The following is a 14,782-nucleotide window of genomic DNA, read 5'->3' as shown; positions in this document are numbered from 1 at the left end:
CGAAAGCGTCTGGCCCGTTGCCCACCAACCGGGGCTTGGACTGATCGCCCCATTTCAGGCCAATAACAAAAAAGGCACCCCGTTATGTTTCTTCGTCAGCTGAATATTGCCCCCCGCGCCGCCTTGGGGTTTGCCTTGATCGCCGTGCTGGTGGCGTTGCTCGGGGTGTTTGCGCTGGGCCAGATGTCGAGCATCCGTGACAGCGAAGTCGCGGTGGAAACCCAGTGGTTGCCCAGCATTCGCGGTGGTGACGAGATTCGCGAACTGATGCTGCGCATCCGCACGATTTCCCTGCGCATGGCGCTGGACGAAGACCCGAAGAACATTTCGGTGTATCGCGGGCAAATGGACACGCGTGACAAGGAACTGAGCGAAAAAATCGCCACGTATGACAAGCTCGTCGTCACTCCTGAAGGCAAGGCGCTCTATGACCAGTTCAAGCAGACCTTCGCCGCTTACCGCGCCGGTATCGCCCAGTCCTTTACCCTGGCGGAACAGGGTCGGCGCGAGGACCTGATCAAGCTGTTGCTGGTGGACATGAAGACCGTGGTGGACGGTTCCGGCAAACAGCTCAACGACCTGGCGCAGTTGTTCTCCCAGCAGGTGTCCCTCGAGAGCCAGAAATCCCAGGAGCACTACGCCAACTCCCGCATGATCGTCAGCCTGTTCATCGTGCTCGCGGCCCTGGCCACGGTGATCCTGGCGATGTTGCTCACCCGCAGTATCGTCAAACCCCTGGGCGAGGCGCTGAGCGCGGCGGAGCATGTCGCCCAAGGTGACCTGACCCGGCCCATCGAGACCCACGGCAACGACGAAGTGAGCCGCTTGCTCAAGGCATTGGCGACCATGCAGTTGAACCTGCGTGAAACGCTGCAGAGCATCAGCGGTTCGGCGACGCAATTGGCCACCGCCGCCGATGAGCTGAACGCAGTGACCCTCGACAGCACCCAGAGCCTGCAACAGCAGAACAACGAAATCGAACAGGCGGCCACCGCGGTCACCGAAATGACCACCGCCGTGGAGGAGGTTGCCCGCAACGCCGTGTCCACCTCCGATGCCACGCGTCAGTCCAGTGAGTCGGCTTCCCTCGGACAGCAGCGGGTCAGTGACACGGTGGACGCCATTGGCGCCCTCGCCAGCGATGTGCAGGTCACGGGTGACCTGGTGCAGTCCTTGGCCAACCAATCGCAGGATATCGGCAAGGTGCTGGATGTGATCCGGGCCATTGCCGAGCAGACCAACCTGCTGGCCCTCAACGCGGCCATCGAGGCGGCTCGGGCCGGGGAAAGCGGCCGCGGTTTTGCGGTGGTGGCCGACGAAGTCCGGGCGCTGGCATATCGCACGCAGCAATCGACCCAGGAAATCGAGCAGATGGTCCAGGGCATGCGCAGCGGTGCCAGCCAGGCGCTGGGTTCCATGCAGGCCAGCTCCAGCCGCGCCGCCAGCACCCTGGCGATGGCGGAGCGCGCGGGAGAAGCGCTACAGACCATCACGACGTCGGTCAGCGAAATCCACGAACGCAATCTGGTCATCGCCAGCGCCGCCGAGGAGCAGGCGCAAGTGGCCCGTGAGGTTGATCGCAACCTGGTGAATATCCGGGACTTGTCCGTACGCTCGGCCACGGGGGCGGACCAGACCAGTGCGTCCAGCCATGAACTGTCGCAGTTGGCCAATTCGTTGCGCACGATGGTGCAGCGGTTTCAGGTCTGAGTGCAGGGCTGTAGATCAGCATCGATTGCACTGCCGTCTTCGCGAGCAAGCCCGCTCCCACAGGAGATCGAGTACCTGATGTGTACGCGGTCAACTGTGGAAGCGGGCTTGCTCGCGAAGGCGGTGTTTCAGGCAACGACTCTCTTCAGTGCAACTTGAGCCGTGGCTCGGTTCCGCGGCCGATCTTGCTGCCCAGCATCAGCATCGCCGTGCGGAACGTGCCATACAGCGCCATCTGGTGCATGCGGTACAGCGACACGTAGAACATCCGCGCCAGCCAACCCTCGAGCATCACGCTGCCGGTGAGGTTGCCCATCAGGTTACCCACCGCCGAGAACCGCGACAGCGAGATCAGCGAGCCGTAGTCGGTGTATTTGTAATGGGGCAGCGGCTTGCCTTCGATTTTCAACTTCAGCGATTTTGCCAACAGCGATGCCTGCTGGTGCGCCGCCTGGGCGCGAGGCGGCACGTTGCGGTCGCTGCCCGGTTGAGGGCAGGCGGCGCAGTCGCCGAAGGCAAAGATGTTCTCGTCGCGGGTGGTCTGCAGGGTCGGCAGCACTTGCAGCTGGTTGATCCGGTTGGTCTCCAGGCCATCGATGTCCTTGAGAAAAGCCGGTGCGCGGATCCCGGCGGCCCAGACCTTCAGGCTCGCATCGATCACCTTGCCGTCGCCGGTGATCAGGCTGTCGGCGGTCACCTGGCTGACGGCGGCATTGGTCATCACATTTACCCCGAGTTTCTCCAGGGTCTTGTGCACCGGGCCGCCGATACGCTCGGGCAGGGCTGGCAAGACCCGTGGCCCGGCTTCGATCAAGGTGATGTGCATGTTTTCCGGCTTGATCCGGTCCAGGCCGTAGGCTGCCAGCTCATGGGCGGCGTTGTGCAGCTCGGCCGCCAGTTCGACACCGGTGGCACCGGCGCCGACGATGGCGACGCTGATACGCTGCGCTGCATCGGCCTGGCCGGCGTGGGCGCGCAGGTAATGGTTGAGCAGTTGTTGGTGGAAGCGCTCGGCCTGCTTGCGGGTGTCGAGGAACAGACAGTGCTGCGCCGCGCCTTCGGTGCCGAAATCGTTGGTGGTGCTGCCGACGGCGATCACCAGGGTGTCGTAGCCCAGCTCCCGGGCCGGCAACAATTCCACGCCCGCCTCGTCGTAGGTGGCTGCCAGTTGGATCTTCTTCTGCTCACGATCCAGTCCGCTCATGCGCCCCAATTGGAACTCGAAGTGGTTCCATTTGGCTTGGGCGACGTAGTTGAGTTCGTCTTCGGAGGAGTTCAGGGAGCCGGCAGCTACTTCGTGCAGCAGGGGTTTCCAGATGTGGGTCAGGTTGGCGTCGACCAGCATCACACTGGCGGTGCCGCGCTTGCCCAGAGTCTTACCCAGACGGGTAGCCAACTCCAGACCGCCGGCGCCGCCGCCAACAATGACAATACGATGAGTCATGGGGATATCTCGCAAGGCTAAAGGAAATCGGTGCCGTTACCCTCGCGAGTGTGGTGTCGTGCCTCACAAACACTGTTCCTTGAAATGAGGCACGACACCTGCTCATAGCGTCAGGTAACTGATCAAGCGGCTCAACAGGCACAGGCCGATGGTCACGGCCAATACCACCACCAGGAGCATCCACGGCCGGAAAGGCCGGCGCTCGACTCGGTGCTGGGACAGTTGCAGGTACTCTTCGACATGCTTCTGGTCATCTGGGTTCAGGCGGCTGGTCATAAAGGCCTCGTCAGGTAGACGTTGCGAAATGGGCTGGCGTTACAGCGTCCGGCGATCCGGCATTCAATGCAGCGTAGCCGCTCGTCAGATGAGTGTGCACCACGGGCTGCCTGGCGCGGGCTCACAGGCTGATCCCGACGTCGAACACGATGCTGCGACCCAGGTTGCCCCGCAGGAAATCTGGCGCATCGGGATGGGCGAACAGCACCCGGGCAAACGTCGGCCCCACCAGCGACAGCGAGCGCCACCCCTGGCGCAGGTACTCGGTGGGCGGCGGGAAGTGACTGTTGAGGTCCAGCACTTCACGCTTGAGGCTGGCGAAGGCAATGATGTCCAGCTCGCCCAGGTCCATGCCGCGCTCCGTGTAGTTGTGGGCTTTCTTGCGCAAGGTGGGCGCCAGTCTGAGCAAGAACTCGTTGGCCGGGATCCGCCGGGGCTTGGCTTCGCGGCGTACCAGTTGGCTCAGGGAAAAGGCGCTGCGGCGCCGTTGCAGCTCGTCGCGCCACTCGTCATTGAGGCGCCGGCCCTCGTCGAGCACGAAGAACACTTCGAAATTGGCATCGCGAAACAGCACGTCCGGCGGCTCGCCGGCGGGGGCGAACTCGTCGGCGCGATAGGGCACGTTCAGGCCTTGCAGCAGGCGTTGGCAAACCCAACGCTCACGCTCCCATTTGCGGGCATTGGAAAGAAATGCATTGGCCTGCTCGGCCGCGATGGTGAGCAGGCGTAAATAATCGGAATCATCCATGGGCCCAAGCTTAGCGTTCAATTGCGACAAGCTGAAAGCGTTGCGTTGATTAATGGCGGTGCTTGGGGAGGTGTAGACTGCCGACTGGAAATGACGCTGGCAAGGGGACGGCTGCGCAGCCCGGTGGCCGCCAGAGCCCTGGCCACAGGACATGAAAGGTGTAACGCGATGATCGGTGCCGAACTGCTCTCACCGCAGACCCAGGCGGTGGGTTGGCTGATGTATGTCCCGGTGCTGGCCTGGGCCGTTTGGCGCGCGCCGTGGGTGGAGCTGTTCACCGACAGTCGACGCCAGCACCTGCTGTTCGGCACGGTGCTGGCGCTGTTCATGCTGTGGCTGGTGCGACGGGATTTCGACACGGGCGTGTCGTATCACTTCATCGGCATGACCGCCGTGACGCTGTTGCTGGACTGGCCGCTGGCAATCCTCGGCGGCCTCTTTGCCCAGTCTGCACTGGTGCTGCTGGGGCGTCAGGACATGGCGGCGATGGGCGTCAACGGTGCGCTGCTGATCCTCTTGCCGGTGCTGGTCACCGAGTGTTGCGCGATCCTGGTGGAGCGCGCCCAGCCGCGCAACCTGTTCGTCTACATCTTCTGCTCGGGCTTTCTCGCCGCCGCGCTGTCGGCGTTGCTGTGCCTGCTGCTGGGGCTCGCGCTGCTGTGGTACGACGGCGTATTCGCCATGCCTTACTGGCTGGAAGACTTCATCGGTTACCTCTGGCTGATCATCTTCCCCGAGGCGTTCATCAACGGCATGGTGGTCAGTGCGCTGGTGGTGTTCAGCCCCGAATGGCTGGAGACCTTCAACCGCACGCGCTACCTGTCGGCGCCCTGGAAGGATGAAGACAAATCTTGATGCATATCAAGGCCGTGCAGGCAGCCGCCGCTCATGCTCTGGAAAACTTCCAGGAGCACAGCGATGAGTGTTTATGAGTGGGCGAGACAAGAGATCAGGCGTAGCCACGATGCCGCGATGGAGATCGGTTTCGACCCGGGCTTGAGCCTGCGTGCCTTGCTCAGTGCAATCGTGCAACAGAGCAAGACAGTGCGCAGCGCCGAGGACCTGGCCGATGAGTTGAGCTTCCTGGCGGAAAACCTCGACGATCAACAGGACTACGGTTTCATGCGGCCTTAATGATGGGAGCGGGGGTTGAAGTCCTCGCTGAACAGCTCATCCTCGGCCTCCGGGCTGACCGGGATCTTGTGTTCCTCGGACGCCCATGCGCCCAGGTCGATCAGTTTGCAGCGATCGGAGCAGAACGGCCGGAACGTGCTCTGCGGGCTCCATTCGACGGGTGCGCCGCAGGTTGGGCAATCAACGGTTGGGGTTTGGCTCATGACTGGCCTCCACGCAAAGTAAGGTAAAAGTGGTGCAGCCGCTCGACCTCGCTGTGCAACCAGGCGAGGTCGCGGTCGTTGACCACCACGTCGTCGGCATGGCTCAGGCGGTCCTGGCGGCTGGATTGGGCCTTGAGGATCGCCTGGACCTGCTGTTCGCTGGTCTGGTCGCGCTGCAGCGTGCGTTCGACCTGCAACTGTTCCGGCGCGTCGATCACCAGGATGCGCTGGGTCATGGCGTATTGTCCCGACTCGATCAACAACGGCGATACCAGAATCGCGTAGGGCGATTGTGCCTGCGCCAGATGATGGGCGATTTCATCGGCGATCAACGGGTGCAACAGCGTTTCGAGCCAGCGGCGTTCATCGGCATTTTCGAAGATCAACTTGCGCAGCGCCGCTCGATTCAGGGCGCCGTCGGCCTGCAACACGCCTGGGCCGAAGTGTTCGGCGATTCGGGCCAGCGCCGGGCGGCCGGGTTCGACTACCCAGCGCGCCGCGTGATCGGCGTCGATGACATGCACGCCCAGGTCGATGAAGTGCTGGGCCGCCGCGCTCTTGCCGCTGCCAATGCCACCGGTCAGGCCGAGAATCCAGGGTTTTTCCTTGAGGTTATTCATAGTGAATCGACATTAGAAACCGACAGCCTGCCAATAGAAGTCGGTTATTTGACCACCCCAGAGCAATGCAATCCAGCCGGCAATGGCCAGAAAAGGGCCAAAGGGGATCTGCGTCGACCCCGGTGCATTGCGCAGGCGCAGCACGATGACCCCGATCACAGCCCCCACCAGCGACGACAGCAACAAGGTCAGCGGCAGGATCTGCCAGCCACCCCAGGCGCCCAGCATCGCCAGCAGCTTGAAGTCACCGTAGCCCATGCCTTCCTTGCCCGTGAGCAATTTGAACAGCCAATACACCGACCACAGGGCCAGGTAGCCGGCCACCGCTCCCCACATGGCCTGGTTCAAAGAGGCGAACAGGCCGAAGCTGTTGACGATCAGGCCCAGCCATAGCAGCGGCAGGACCAGCGTATCGGGCAGCAGTTGGTGTTCGGCGTCGATCAGGCTCATGGCCAGCAGACCCCAGGTCAACACCATCACCCATGCGGCTTGCCAGCCGAAGCCCAAATGCCAGGCGACGAACGCCGACAGAACGCCGCAGGCCAGTTCCGTCAACGGGTAACGCCGGCCTATGGCGGCGGAGCAACTCGAACAGCGGCCGCGCAGCATCAGGTAGCTGAGCAGCGGGATGTTTTCCCAGGCCCGGATGCGATGGCCACAGTGGGGGCATTGGGAGTGGGGCAGCATCAGGTTGTAGACCGGTCCGGGGGCTTCGGCCGGCAGGCCCAGCAGGTCGTGGGCCTGCACGCGCCATTCGCGGCTGAGCATCTTCGGCAGACGCCACACCAGCACGTTGAGGAAGCTGCCGACGATCAGCCCGAGCAGCAACGCAGTGAGCACGAAGGCCAGGGGATAAAGCACGAAGAATTCGCTCAGGGGCATGTCAGATCGCAGAGCCGAGTTGAAAGATGGGCAGGTACATGGCAACCACCAGGCCACCGACGACCAATCCCAGGACCACCATGATGAAGGGTTCCATCAGGCTGGTGAGGTTGTCCACCAGATTGTCCACTTCGGCTTCGTAAAAGCTTGCCACCTTGTCGAGCATGTCATCCAGCGCGCCGGACTCTTCGCCGATGGCCGTCATCTGGACCGCCAGGTTCGGGAAGATGCCGGAAGCGCGCATGGAGAAATTCAATTGCATGCCGGTCGAGACGTCCTGCTTGATGCGTTGCACCGCTTGCTTGAACACCACGTTGCCGGTGGCGCCGGAAACCGAATCCAGGGCCTCCACCAGCGGGACGCCCGCGGCGAAGGTGGTGGACAGCGTGCGGGCGTAGCGGGCCACGGCGGTCTTGTACATCAGCGTGCCGATCAGCGGCAGCTTCAGCATCCATTTATCGCGCCAGTCACGCAGCGCCGCGGAGCGCTTGAGGGCGTACTTCACGCCAAAGAACAGGCCGACCAACAGGGCCAGTATCAGCCACCAATAACGCTGCATGAACTCCGACAGGCCGATGACCATCAGCGTGAAGGCCGGCAGTTGCGCGCCGAAGCCGGAGAACACCGACTCGAACTGGGGCACCACCTTGACCAGCAGGATGCCGGTGACCACGGCCGCGACGAGCACCACGGCCGCCGGGTAGGTCATGGCCTTTTTGATCTTGGCCTTGAGCGCCTCGGTCTTTTCCTTGTAGGTCGCGATCCGGTCCAGCAGCGTGTCCAGGGCGCCGGCCTGTTCGCCGGCGTCCACCAAGTTGCAGTACAGCTCGTCGAAATACTGCGGGCATTTGCGCAGCGCCGCGGCGAAGCTGTTGCCGGCAGCGACTTCCTGCTTCACCTCGTCCACCAGCTTGCGCATGCTGGGGTTGTCGAAGCCCTCGCCAATGATGTCGAACGCCTGCAACAGCGGCACGCCGGCCTTGAGCATCGTTGCCATCTGGCGGGTGAAGAGGGCGATGTCCAGCGGCTTGATGCGCTTGCCCTTGTTGAAGATCGAGGGCGTTTTCTTGCGCACCTTCTGCGGGTTGATGCCTTGCTTGCGCAACTGGGCCTTGACCAGGGCGGTGCTCTGCCCCGTCAACTCGCCGGTCATCCTCGTGCCTTTGCGGTCCTTGCCTTCCCACGTGTAGACATCGGTTTTGACTGCCTTGACCGCCATGTTCAATCCTTGGTGACCCGGTTGATTTCTTCGAGGCTGGTGACGCCCTGCATCACCTTGAGCAGCCCCGAGGTGCGCAGGTCATTGAAGCCGTCCTTGCGCATTTGCAGGTCGATTTCCAACGAGTTGCCTTCGGCCATGATCAAGCGTTGCAACTGAGGTGTATTCCTGACCACTTCGTAGACCCCCACGCGCCCTTTGTAGCCACTGTTGCACTGCTGGCAACCGACCGGCTCATAGATCGTGAATGAGCCGATGCGTTCCCGGGGGAAGCCTTCCTTGAGCAGGGTTTCGTCGGGAATCTCCAGGGCTTTCTTGCAGTGGTTGCACAACTTGCGCGCCAGCCGCTGGGCGATGATCAAGTGCACGGCGGTGGCGATGTTGAAGCCGGGGATGCCCATGTTCTGCAAGCGGATCAGGGTTTCGGCCGCGCTGTTGGTGTGCAGCGTGGAGAGCACCAGGTGACCGGTCTGGGCGGCCTTGATGGCGATCTCGGCGGTTTCCAGGTCGCGGATCTCGCCGACCATGATCACGTCCGGGTCCTGGCGCAGGAACGAGCGCAGGGCCTGGGCGAAATCCAGCCCCTGGCGCGGGTTCACGTTGACCTGGTTGATGCCTTCCATGTTGATTTCCACCGGATCCTCGGCGGTGGAAATGTTGATGTCCACGGTGTTGAGGATGTTCAGCCCGGTGTAGAGCGATACGGTCTTGCCCGAGCCGGTGGGCCCGGTGACCAGGATCAGCCCCTGGGGTTGCTTGAGCGCCGCCATGTACAGCGCTTTCTGGTCGGGCTCGTAGCCCAGTGCGTCGATACCCATTTGCGCACTGGAAGGGTCGAGGATCCGGATGACCACTTTTTCGCCCCAGAGCGTGGGCAGGGTGTTGACCCGGAAATCGATCGACTTGTTTTTCGACAGGCGCATTTTCAGGCGTCCGTCCTGGGGCTTGCGGCGCTCGGAAATATCCAGGCTGGCCATGACCTTCAGCCGTGCAGCGATACGGCCGGCCAGTTGGGTGGGCGGCTTGGCCACTTCACGTAGCATGCCGTCGGTGCGCACCCGCACCCGGTAGGATTTTTCATAAGGCTCGAAGTGCAGGTCGGAGGAACCGCCCTTGATCGCGTCCAGCAACATCTTGTTGACGAACCGCACCACCGGCGCGTCGTCGGCGTCCTGGCCGGCAAGGGTGTCCTGCTTGCGGTCGTCGTCCGACTCGATGTCCAGGCCGTCGAGGTCGACATCGCCCATGCCCTCCAGGCCGGTGCTGCTGGACTCGAAGAACTTTTCGATGGCGTCGCTGAGTTTGTCGTCCTCCACCAGGATGGCTTCGGTGGTCAGGCCGGTGCTGAACTGAATGTCATTGATGGCCTGGTGGTTGGTTGGATCGGAGATGCCCACGAACAACTTGTTGCCACGTCGCCAGAGCGGCAGGGCGTGGTGTTGGCGGACCAGTTTCTCGCTGACCAGGCCGGCGGGCTGGTTCTCCTTGTCGAGGCTGTTGAGATCCAGCAGGGCGACGCCGAAATGCTCCGAGGCAATTTCCGCAACCTGACGACTCTGGACCAGTTTGTTCTGTACCAGGTAGCTGACCAGGGGCATGCGATTGCGCTGGGCCTGCTGGTACGCCTGCTGGGCATTCTGCTCGGTGATCAGTTCAGCCAGCACCAGTTGCTTGGTCAAGCCACTGAGTGCGATGTCATTCATGGGCATGGGGATACCAGACGCGGACAGTTCATGACTTATAGCCTAGTCAAGCATCGACGCCAAACCAGCGGGGCGGGGTGACAAAAAGTGTCAGATAGTGCGGTTGTTGGGGTAGGACGCAAGGCTCCTGGCCGGCGAAGTCCCTTGTAAGTGGCGTCTTGAGGGTTGGCATGTGCCGTGCAATAGCCGCCTCAGGACATGAGATTCCGCCTCATGCGATGGAGAAGTCTATGAGCAAGCAAAAAGGTTTTACCCTGATCGAACTGCTGATCGTCGTGGCGATCATCGGCATCCTGGCGACGTTTGCGTTGCCGCAGTATTCCAGGTACCAGGCGCGGGCGAAGGCTACCGCCGGACTGGGGGAAATATCCGCGCTGAAGGTAGCGTACGAGGATCAGATGAATCAGGGGGTTACGCCAACGTTGGCCCTCATGAACGCCCCGTCCACAACCAATAATTGCGCCATCTCGCTAACAGGTACAGCCACGACGGCGGGCTCTATCATTTGTACCCTCCAGAACGCCCCTGCCGCCATAGCAGGTAAAACGATCACGCTCAGCCGTGATGTCAATGGCGCCTGGACATGCGCATCCACCGCACCCAAGGAATACCTGCCGACCGCTTGCCCTGGTACCTGATACTGCGCGGCGATGGGGCACTCCCTCGCCGTTTAAAACCTTCTTTGATTCATCAGCTTAGCGGCGAGGCAGAATCGGCAAGTTGCATGTTGAAAATGGAAGGCTCATGCAATTTGCATGATTATGAATTTTGCCGCTTCGCTTAACTATTTGATTTATAAGGAATTAATTGATTTATCAAAACTGGCACAGCCTTCGCACTACTCCTGGTAACCCTGCTGGATGCATATCCGGCAGTTTCTGAGAAAAACAGGAGTTACTCGTATGAAGAAGTTCGCTATCACTGCCGCTGCTGCAACCGCTCTGACCCTGACCATGGCTAGCGCATTCGCCGAGACCACTCAAGCAACTCAGGCTCCAATGATGCTGGCTGCTGGCGAAGTGACCAAGGCGAAGGAAACCACTTCCGACACCTGGATCACCACCAAGGTCAAGGCTGACCTGCTGACTGAAAAAGGTATTCCAGGCTCCGACATCAAAGTTGAAACCAACAAAGGTGTTGTGTCGCTGTCCTCCACCGTGGCCGTGACTGATTCGCAAAAAGACATGGCCGTGGCGATTGCCAAGAAAATCAAAGGCGTCAAAGCCGTCTCGGCTGATGGCCTGAAAGCCGAGTAAGGCTGACGAGTTCTCGCCTGGACCGGGAGAAGGCGCGGCAAGCGGGCTGAGTCATACGCCTGCCGTTGCTTTTGAAGTTCATGCGAAGGCCACACGGACGTGGTCATTACAGGCCCCCGGCATACGTGCCGGGGGCCTGTTCTATTCAGGGGGGAAAACTGGCGTGAGCGGTGGTGGGGGTATTCGCGAGCAAGCTCGCCCTCACATGGGGTGGCCTGCACGGTCCCTGTGGGAGCGAGCTTGCTCGCGAAGAGAGCGCCCTGTCAGCGCCCGCGCTTGCTGGTGATCTGCACCAACCGGTTTCCCTCGAAACGCAGGTACTGGTACATGCCGCTGTTGGGGCCGTAGGTCCATTCCTCAACCGGGTATTCTTCCCGGCGATTGACGCTGCGCTTGTAGCCCAGGTCGTCCCGCGCCGCAGGCTCGCCACACTTTTGCAGCACTTCGCTGGAGCGGTCGCCGACGCTGATCAACTGGCTGCCGCAACGCAACGTATCGGCTGCCGATGCCGTGCCGGCGGCCAGCCATGCGCCCAGGCCGAGCAGGTACAAACACTTCATCATTCGGCATCCAGGTGCATGGGGGTAATGACGCGTCCGTCGCTCTCGGCCTGGCCGAGGCTGGCGTCGATGAAGTAGACGCGGTCGTCGGCCAGGCGCCCTTTGTCCACCAAAAAGTCCTTGATGCTACCGGCCCGCTCTTGCCCCAGTTGGCGCAGCAACACATCACTGCCGCTCCAGAACTTGATCACGCTTTCGCGCAGCTTGTCGGTGCGCGCTTTTTTGTCCAGCTGCGCCCATTCGGCCGGCGGCTGGGTCTTGAGGCGGGTGCGATAGATGCCTTCGAGCAACGGTGCCTTCTCATCTTCGGGCACCTGCAGCAGCGAGGCCTGGGCCGGCACCTTGTCGCCGCGCCGCTGCAGCATCTTGTAGTAGTTGTACTGGTATTCACGTTCCAGGCGCTGGGCGGCGAGCAGCGGGCCGTCGCTGCTTTCGGCCGCCGTGCCTTCGATCTCCAGGCGCAGTTCCGGGCGCTTGCCCAAGGCTTCGGAAAGTTTGAGCAGCACGCCCTCGCTTTCTTTGCTCAAGTCGCTTGAACCTGGGGCGAATGCCACGCTGCCGAGGTCCTCAGAACCACCACCGGACACCAGCCCGCCGATGAGCTTGAACGGCGCCTGCGCCGCGCGGACCACCAGGTTGCGCAAGGTCTGCCAGACAATCGGCATGACGCTGAATTGCGGGTCGTTGAGGTTGCCGGTCACCGGCAGTTCGATGGAAATCTTGCCGTCGGAGTCCTTCAGCAGCGCGATGGCCAGCTTCAATGGCAGGCTCACGGCGTCCGGGCTGTCGACTTTTTCCCCCAGTTGCAATTGCTCGACCACCACTTTGTTTTCAGCCTGGAGCTGACCCTTGGTGATGCGGTAATGCAGGTCCAGGTTGAGCCGACCCTTGCGGATACGGTAGCCGGCGAACTTGCCGGAGTAGGGGGTCAGGGTGGTCAGCTCGACCCGTTTGAAACTGGTGGCGATGTCGAGGCTGGCCATCGGGTCGAAGGGGTTGACTGCCCCCTTGATGGTGACCGGCGCATAGCGGTCGACCTTACCCTTGACGTCGACGCTGGCCGGCTTGGCCTCGCGGCTGTCGATGGTGCCGATCTGGCCGTTGAGCTGTTGGATGGCCGTGGCGAAATTCGGCGTCAGGCTGAAGTCGGCGAAGTTGGCCGAGCCGTCGTTGATGGCTATGCCACCGATGTGAATGCCCAGGGGTTTTTCCGCCGAGGCCGGTTTGGCCGCCGCGGTTTGCGGCGCGCCCTCGGCCGGTTGCGGGATCAACAGGTCATCGACGTTGGTGGTGCGGTCGTCGTTGATCATGAAGCGGGCATAAGGCTGGAACAGGTTGACCTTGTCGATGGAGAGGCGGTCACCGTGCTGGTAGTCGAGGCCTTCGAGGACCAGGCTCTGCCACTTGAGGAAGTCCCGGGTCTTTAGGGTGTCGAGGGTGTGCAATTGATCGACCTGGGCACGGCCGGTCACTGCAAAGGCCAGCGGCTCGGTGCTCTTGAGGTCTACCGCCAGGTCGCTGCCGAGCATCCCGGAGCGCAGTTCCAGTCGAATGAACGGGTTGATGTACGACTGGGCGACTCGCAGGTCGATGTCCTGGGTCTTGACCTTGAGCCGGGCGCTGATCGGGTTCAGGTTCACCTCGCCGTCGGCGAGGATCTTGCCCTGTTTGCCCAGCCCGGTGTCCAGCTTGAGGGTAAAGGGCGAACCGTTGAGCGTGTCGTAGTTCTGCAGGTCCAGGTTCAGCGGGCCGACTTCCAGTGCCACGGCAGGTTGCGCCTGGCGGTCGGCCAGGTGCACCTGGTAATTGCGCAGTTGCACGTCTTTCAACAACACCTGCCAGGGTTTGCTGGGGGCGGCGGGTTCAGGTTTCGGTGAGTCGGCGGCGGCCGGGGCTGAAGCGGGTTCGGCCTTGGCCTGTGGCTTGGCCGGCTGGCTGGCGAAGAGCTTTTGCCAGTCGAGCTGCCCGTCCGCCTCGCGAGCGGCCCAGGTCTCGAGTTTCTGGCTGCGGATCTTGCCCACCACCACTTGCTGCTTGGCCAGGTCGACCGTGGTTTCGCTGACGTCCAGGCGTTCGAGCCTGGCCAATGGCCGGCCATCGGGTGCCTTGATGGCGAAGGGCGCGACGCTGGCGGCGACATTGTCCAGGCGCAATTCGGTGCCCTTGGCCAGGTTGAGCCTGTAGTCGGTGCTGACGTTCAGCACGCCGTTCTCCAGCACCAGCGGTACGGCGTCGCGGACGTAGGGCCAGAAGGCTTTCATCTGGCCGTCGGTGATCTTGAGTTTGCCTTCGGAGGCGATGGGCGTAAGGCTGAAGTTACCGGTCCAGTCGACACGTCCGCCGCCAGGGCCGACGGCCACCAAGGTCATGTCGGCGCTGTCGTCGGGCAGGGTGCTGAGGTTCTTCAGCTCGAAATCGAGGGCGTCGTAGAGAAACTCGATCGGCTCGCTGGGGCGCAGGTCCTGGAAGTGCACGTAGCCGCTGGCCAGCTTGATCCGGTCCACACGCAGTGGAAATGGCTTGGCCTCGGGGTCGGCCGGGGTCGGCTCGCTGGCCGGCAGCTTGAACAGGCCCAGCAGGTTCAACTGGCCATCCTTGGCGAACACCACCTCGGTCTTGGGTTTGTCCAGCTCGATGTCGGCCAGGTGCAGGGCGCCTGACCACAGGCTGTCGACCTGCAGGTTGGCGTACAACCGTTCGAAGCCAATCTGCTCCTTGCCCGGTTCGCCGATGCTCAAGCCCCAGAGGGTCACTTCGAGGCTGAACGGATTGAGCTCGACCCGCTGGATCCTGGCGGGCACCGTGGCGTGCTCGGCCAACTGCTGATTGGCGATCCGCAAGGCGACACCGGGCAGGATCAGGAAACCCAACAGGCTGTAGAGGGCCAGTGCGGTCAACAGGGCGCCGAGAGCGCGGAGCAATCCTTTGGGCATGTGCGGCTTCATCTGATGTGAATTCGGAGTGCCTTGGAGTATGGCATGCGTTTGCGGTTCCGAAACCACTGTGATTTATGAGACTTGTCCGCTT

General features: G+C 62.0%; 15 protein-coding genes. 5 read left to right on the top strand and 10 right to left on the bottom strand.

Annotation, left to right across the window (positions count from 1 at the left end; all coding sequences use genetic code 11):
* The first annotated feature begins 84 nt into the window (after positions 1-84).
* On the top strand, positions 85-1,710 hold the full coding sequence (locus AD664_RS01640) for a methyl-accepting chemotaxis protein (RefSeq protein ID WP_042730986.1): 1,626 nt from the start codon (positions 85-87) through the stop codon (positions 1,708-1,710).
* A 145-nt stretch (positions 1,711-1,855) separates the two neighbouring features.
* On the opposite strand, the gene AD664_RS01635 is transcribed toward AD664_RS01640, so the two are convergent.
* From AD664_RS01635 to AD664_RS01625, 3 genes are all read right to left on the bottom strand, one after another.
* Positions 1,856-3,154: an NAD(P)/FAD-dependent oxidoreductase gene (locus AD664_RS01635; protein WP_053143993.1), complete on the bottom strand. Its 1,299-nt coding sequence runs from the start codon at positions 3,152-3,154 to the stop codon at positions 1,856-1,858.
* Between the two features lie 102 nt (positions 3,155-3,256).
* The gene (locus AD664_RS01630) at positions 3,257-3,430 is read right to left on the bottom strand and encodes a DUF3094 family protein (protein ID WP_053143991.1); all 174 of its coding nucleotides are present in this window, start codon (positions 3,428-3,430) and stop codon (positions 3,257-3,259) included.
* Positions 3,431-3,551: 121 nt separating this feature from the next.
* Positions 3,552-4,178, bottom strand: a complete 627-nt coding sequence (locus AD664_RS01625; RefSeq protein ID WP_003185538.1) for a DUF1780 domain-containing protein — start codon at positions 4,176-4,178, stop codon at positions 3,552-3,554.
* Positions 4,179-4,346: 168 nt separating this feature from the next.
* On the opposite strand from AD664_RS01625, the gene AD664_RS01620 reads away from it, so the two are divergent.
* Both AD664_RS01620 and AD664_RS01615 read left to right on the top strand, forming a co-directional pair.
* Positions 4,347-5,033 carry an energy-coupling factor ABC transporter permease gene (locus AD664_RS01620; RefSeq protein ID WP_053143989.1) on the top strand — a complete coding sequence of 229 codons (687 nt, stop codon included), beginning with the start codon at positions 4,347-4,349 and terminating at the stop codon, positions 5,031-5,033.
* Between the two features lie 63 nt (positions 5,034-5,096).
* Positions 5,097-5,312 carry a hypothetical protein gene (locus AD664_RS01615; protein ID WP_042730989.1) on the top strand — a complete coding sequence of 72 codons (216 nt, stop codon included), beginning with the start codon at positions 5,097-5,099 and terminating at the stop codon, positions 5,310-5,312.
* Here the strand turns inward: AD664_RS01615 and yacG are convergent.
* The 5 genes from yacG to pilB are packed head-to-tail and all read right to left on the bottom strand — an operon-like array spanning position 5,309 to position 9,939.
* Complete coding sequence (yacG, locus tag AD664_RS01610; RefSeq protein ID WP_042730990.1) at positions 5,309-5,515, bottom strand: DNA gyrase inhibitor YacG; 207 nt, start codon at positions 5,513-5,515, stop codon at positions 5,309-5,311. The two genes, AD664_RS01615 and yacG, sit on opposite strands and share 4 nt — an antisense overlap.
* Positions 5,512-6,135: a dephospho-CoA kinase gene (coaE, locus tag AD664_RS01605; RefSeq protein WP_053143986.1), complete on the bottom strand. Its 624-nt coding sequence runs from the start codon at positions 6,133-6,135 to the stop codon at positions 5,512-5,514. The genes yacG and coaE overlap by 4 nt, the downstream gene beginning before the upstream one ends.
* Positions 6,136-6,147: 12 nt before the next feature.
* Positions 6,148-7,017, bottom strand: a complete 870-nt coding sequence (locus AD664_RS01600) for an A24 family peptidase (RefSeq protein ID WP_053143984.1) — start codon at positions 7,015-7,017, stop codon at positions 6,148-6,150.
* A gap of 1 nt (position 7,018) precedes the next feature.
* Positions 7,019-8,236, bottom strand: coding sequence for a type II secretion system F family protein (locus AD664_RS01595; RefSeq protein ID WP_053143982.1), 1,218 nt, complete (start codon positions 8,234-8,236; stop codon positions 7,019-7,021).
* 2 nt (positions 8,237-8,238) lie between these two features.
* The gene (gene pilB, locus AD664_RS01590) at positions 8,239-9,939 is read right to left on the bottom strand and encodes a type IV-A pilus assembly ATPase PilB (protein WP_042730994.1); all 1,701 of its coding nucleotides are present in this window, start codon (positions 9,937-9,939) and stop codon (positions 8,239-8,241) included.
* A 230-nt stretch (positions 9,940-10,169) separates the two neighbouring features.
* Between pilB and AD664_RS01585 the strand changes: the two genes are divergently transcribed.
* Both AD664_RS01585 and AD664_RS01580 read left to right on the top strand, forming a co-directional pair.
* The gene (locus tag AD664_RS01585) at positions 10,170-10,577 is read left to right on the top strand and encodes a pilin (RefSeq protein WP_042730995.1); all 408 of its coding nucleotides are present in this window, start codon (positions 10,170-10,172) and stop codon (positions 10,575-10,577) included.
* Between the two features lie 264 nt (positions 10,578-10,841).
* Positions 10,842-11,195, top strand: a complete 354-nt coding sequence (locus AD664_RS01580) for a BON domain-containing protein (protein WP_042730996.1) — start codon at positions 10,842-10,844, stop codon at positions 11,193-11,195.
* 263 nt (positions 11,196-11,458) lie between these two features.
* Here the strand turns inward: AD664_RS01580 and AD664_RS01575 are convergent, their stop codons facing one another.
* Positions 11,459-11,755, bottom strand: coding sequence for a DUF2845 domain-containing protein (locus AD664_RS01575; protein ID WP_053143980.1), 297 nt, complete (start codon positions 11,753-11,755; stop codon positions 11,459-11,461).
* A complete protein-coding gene (locus AD664_RS01570) occupies positions 11,755-14,688 on the bottom strand; it encodes a DUF748 domain-containing protein (RefSeq protein ID WP_172679683.1) in 2,934 nt (977 codons plus the stop codon). The genes AD664_RS01575 and AD664_RS01570 overlap by 1 nt, the downstream gene beginning before the upstream one ends.
* Positions 14,689-14,782 lie beyond the last annotated feature (94 nt).

The organism is Pseudomonas sp. P97.38, from assembly GCF_001269745.1.
In the GTDB taxonomy this organism is placed as follows: Bacteria; Pseudomonadota; Gammaproteobacteria; order Pseudomonadales; family Pseudomonadaceae; genus Aquipseudomonas; species Aquipseudomonas chlororaphis_E.
The sequence above is the reverse complement of the archived record's forward strand: the minus strand, read 5'-3'. Positions and strand labels throughout refer to the sequence as shown.

Coding starts and splice junctions, on each gene's coding strand:
- AD664_RS01580 (WP_042730996.1), top strand. CDS start 10,842: ATGAAGAAGTTCGCTATCACTGCCGCTGCTGCAACCGCTCTGACCCTG.
- AD664_RS01595 (WP_053143982.1), bottom strand. CDS start 8,236: ATGGCGGTCAAGGCAGTCAAAACCGATGTCTACACGTGGGAAGGCAAG.
- AD664_RS01575 (WP_053143980.1), bottom strand. CDS start 11,755: ATGAAGTGTTTGTACCTGCTCGGCCTGGGCGCATGGCTGGCCGCCGGC.
- AD664_RS01585 (WP_042730995.1), top strand. CDS start 10,170: ATGAGCAAGCAAAAAGGTTTTACCCTGATCGAACTGCTGATCGTCGTG.
- AD664_RS01635 (WP_053143993.1), bottom strand. CDS start 3,154: ATGACTCATCGTATTGTCATTGTTGGCGGCGGCGCCGGCGGTCTGGAG.
- AD664_RS01630 (WP_053143991.1), bottom strand. CDS start 3,430: ATGACCAGCCGCCTGAACCCAGATGACCAGAAGCATGTCGAAGAGTAC.
- AD664_RS01620 (WP_053143989.1), top strand. CDS start 4,347: ATGATCGGTGCCGAACTGCTCTCACCGCAGACCCAGGCGGTGGGTTGG.
- yacG (WP_042730990.1), bottom strand. CDS start 5,515: ATGAGCCAAACCCCAACCGTTGATTGCCCAACCTGCGGCGCACCCGTC.
- AD664_RS01615 (WP_042730989.1), top strand. CDS start 5,097: ATGAGTGTTTATGAGTGGGCGAGACAAGAGATCAGGCGTAGCCACGAT.
- pilB (WP_042730994.1), bottom strand. CDS start 9,939: ATGAATGACATCGCACTCAGTGGCTTGACCAAGCAACTGGTGCTGGCT.
- AD664_RS01600 (WP_053143984.1), bottom strand. CDS start 7,017: ATGCCCCTGAGCGAATTCTTCGTGCTTTATCCCCTGGCCTTCGTGCTC.
- AD664_RS01640 (WP_042730986.1), top strand. CDS start 85: ATGTTTCTTCGTCAGCTGAATATTGCCCCCCGCGCCGCCTTGGGGTTT.
- coaE (WP_053143986.1), bottom strand. CDS start 6,135: ATGAATAACCTCAAGGAAAAACCCTGGATTCTCGGCCTGACCGGTGGC.
- AD664_RS01570 (WP_172679683.1), bottom strand. CDS start 14,688: ATGCCCAAAGGATTGCTCCGCGCTCTCGGCGCCCTGTTGACCGCACTG.
- AD664_RS01625 (WP_003185538.1), bottom strand. CDS start 4,178: ATGGATGATTCCGATTATTTACGCCTGCTCACCATCGCGGCCGAGCAG.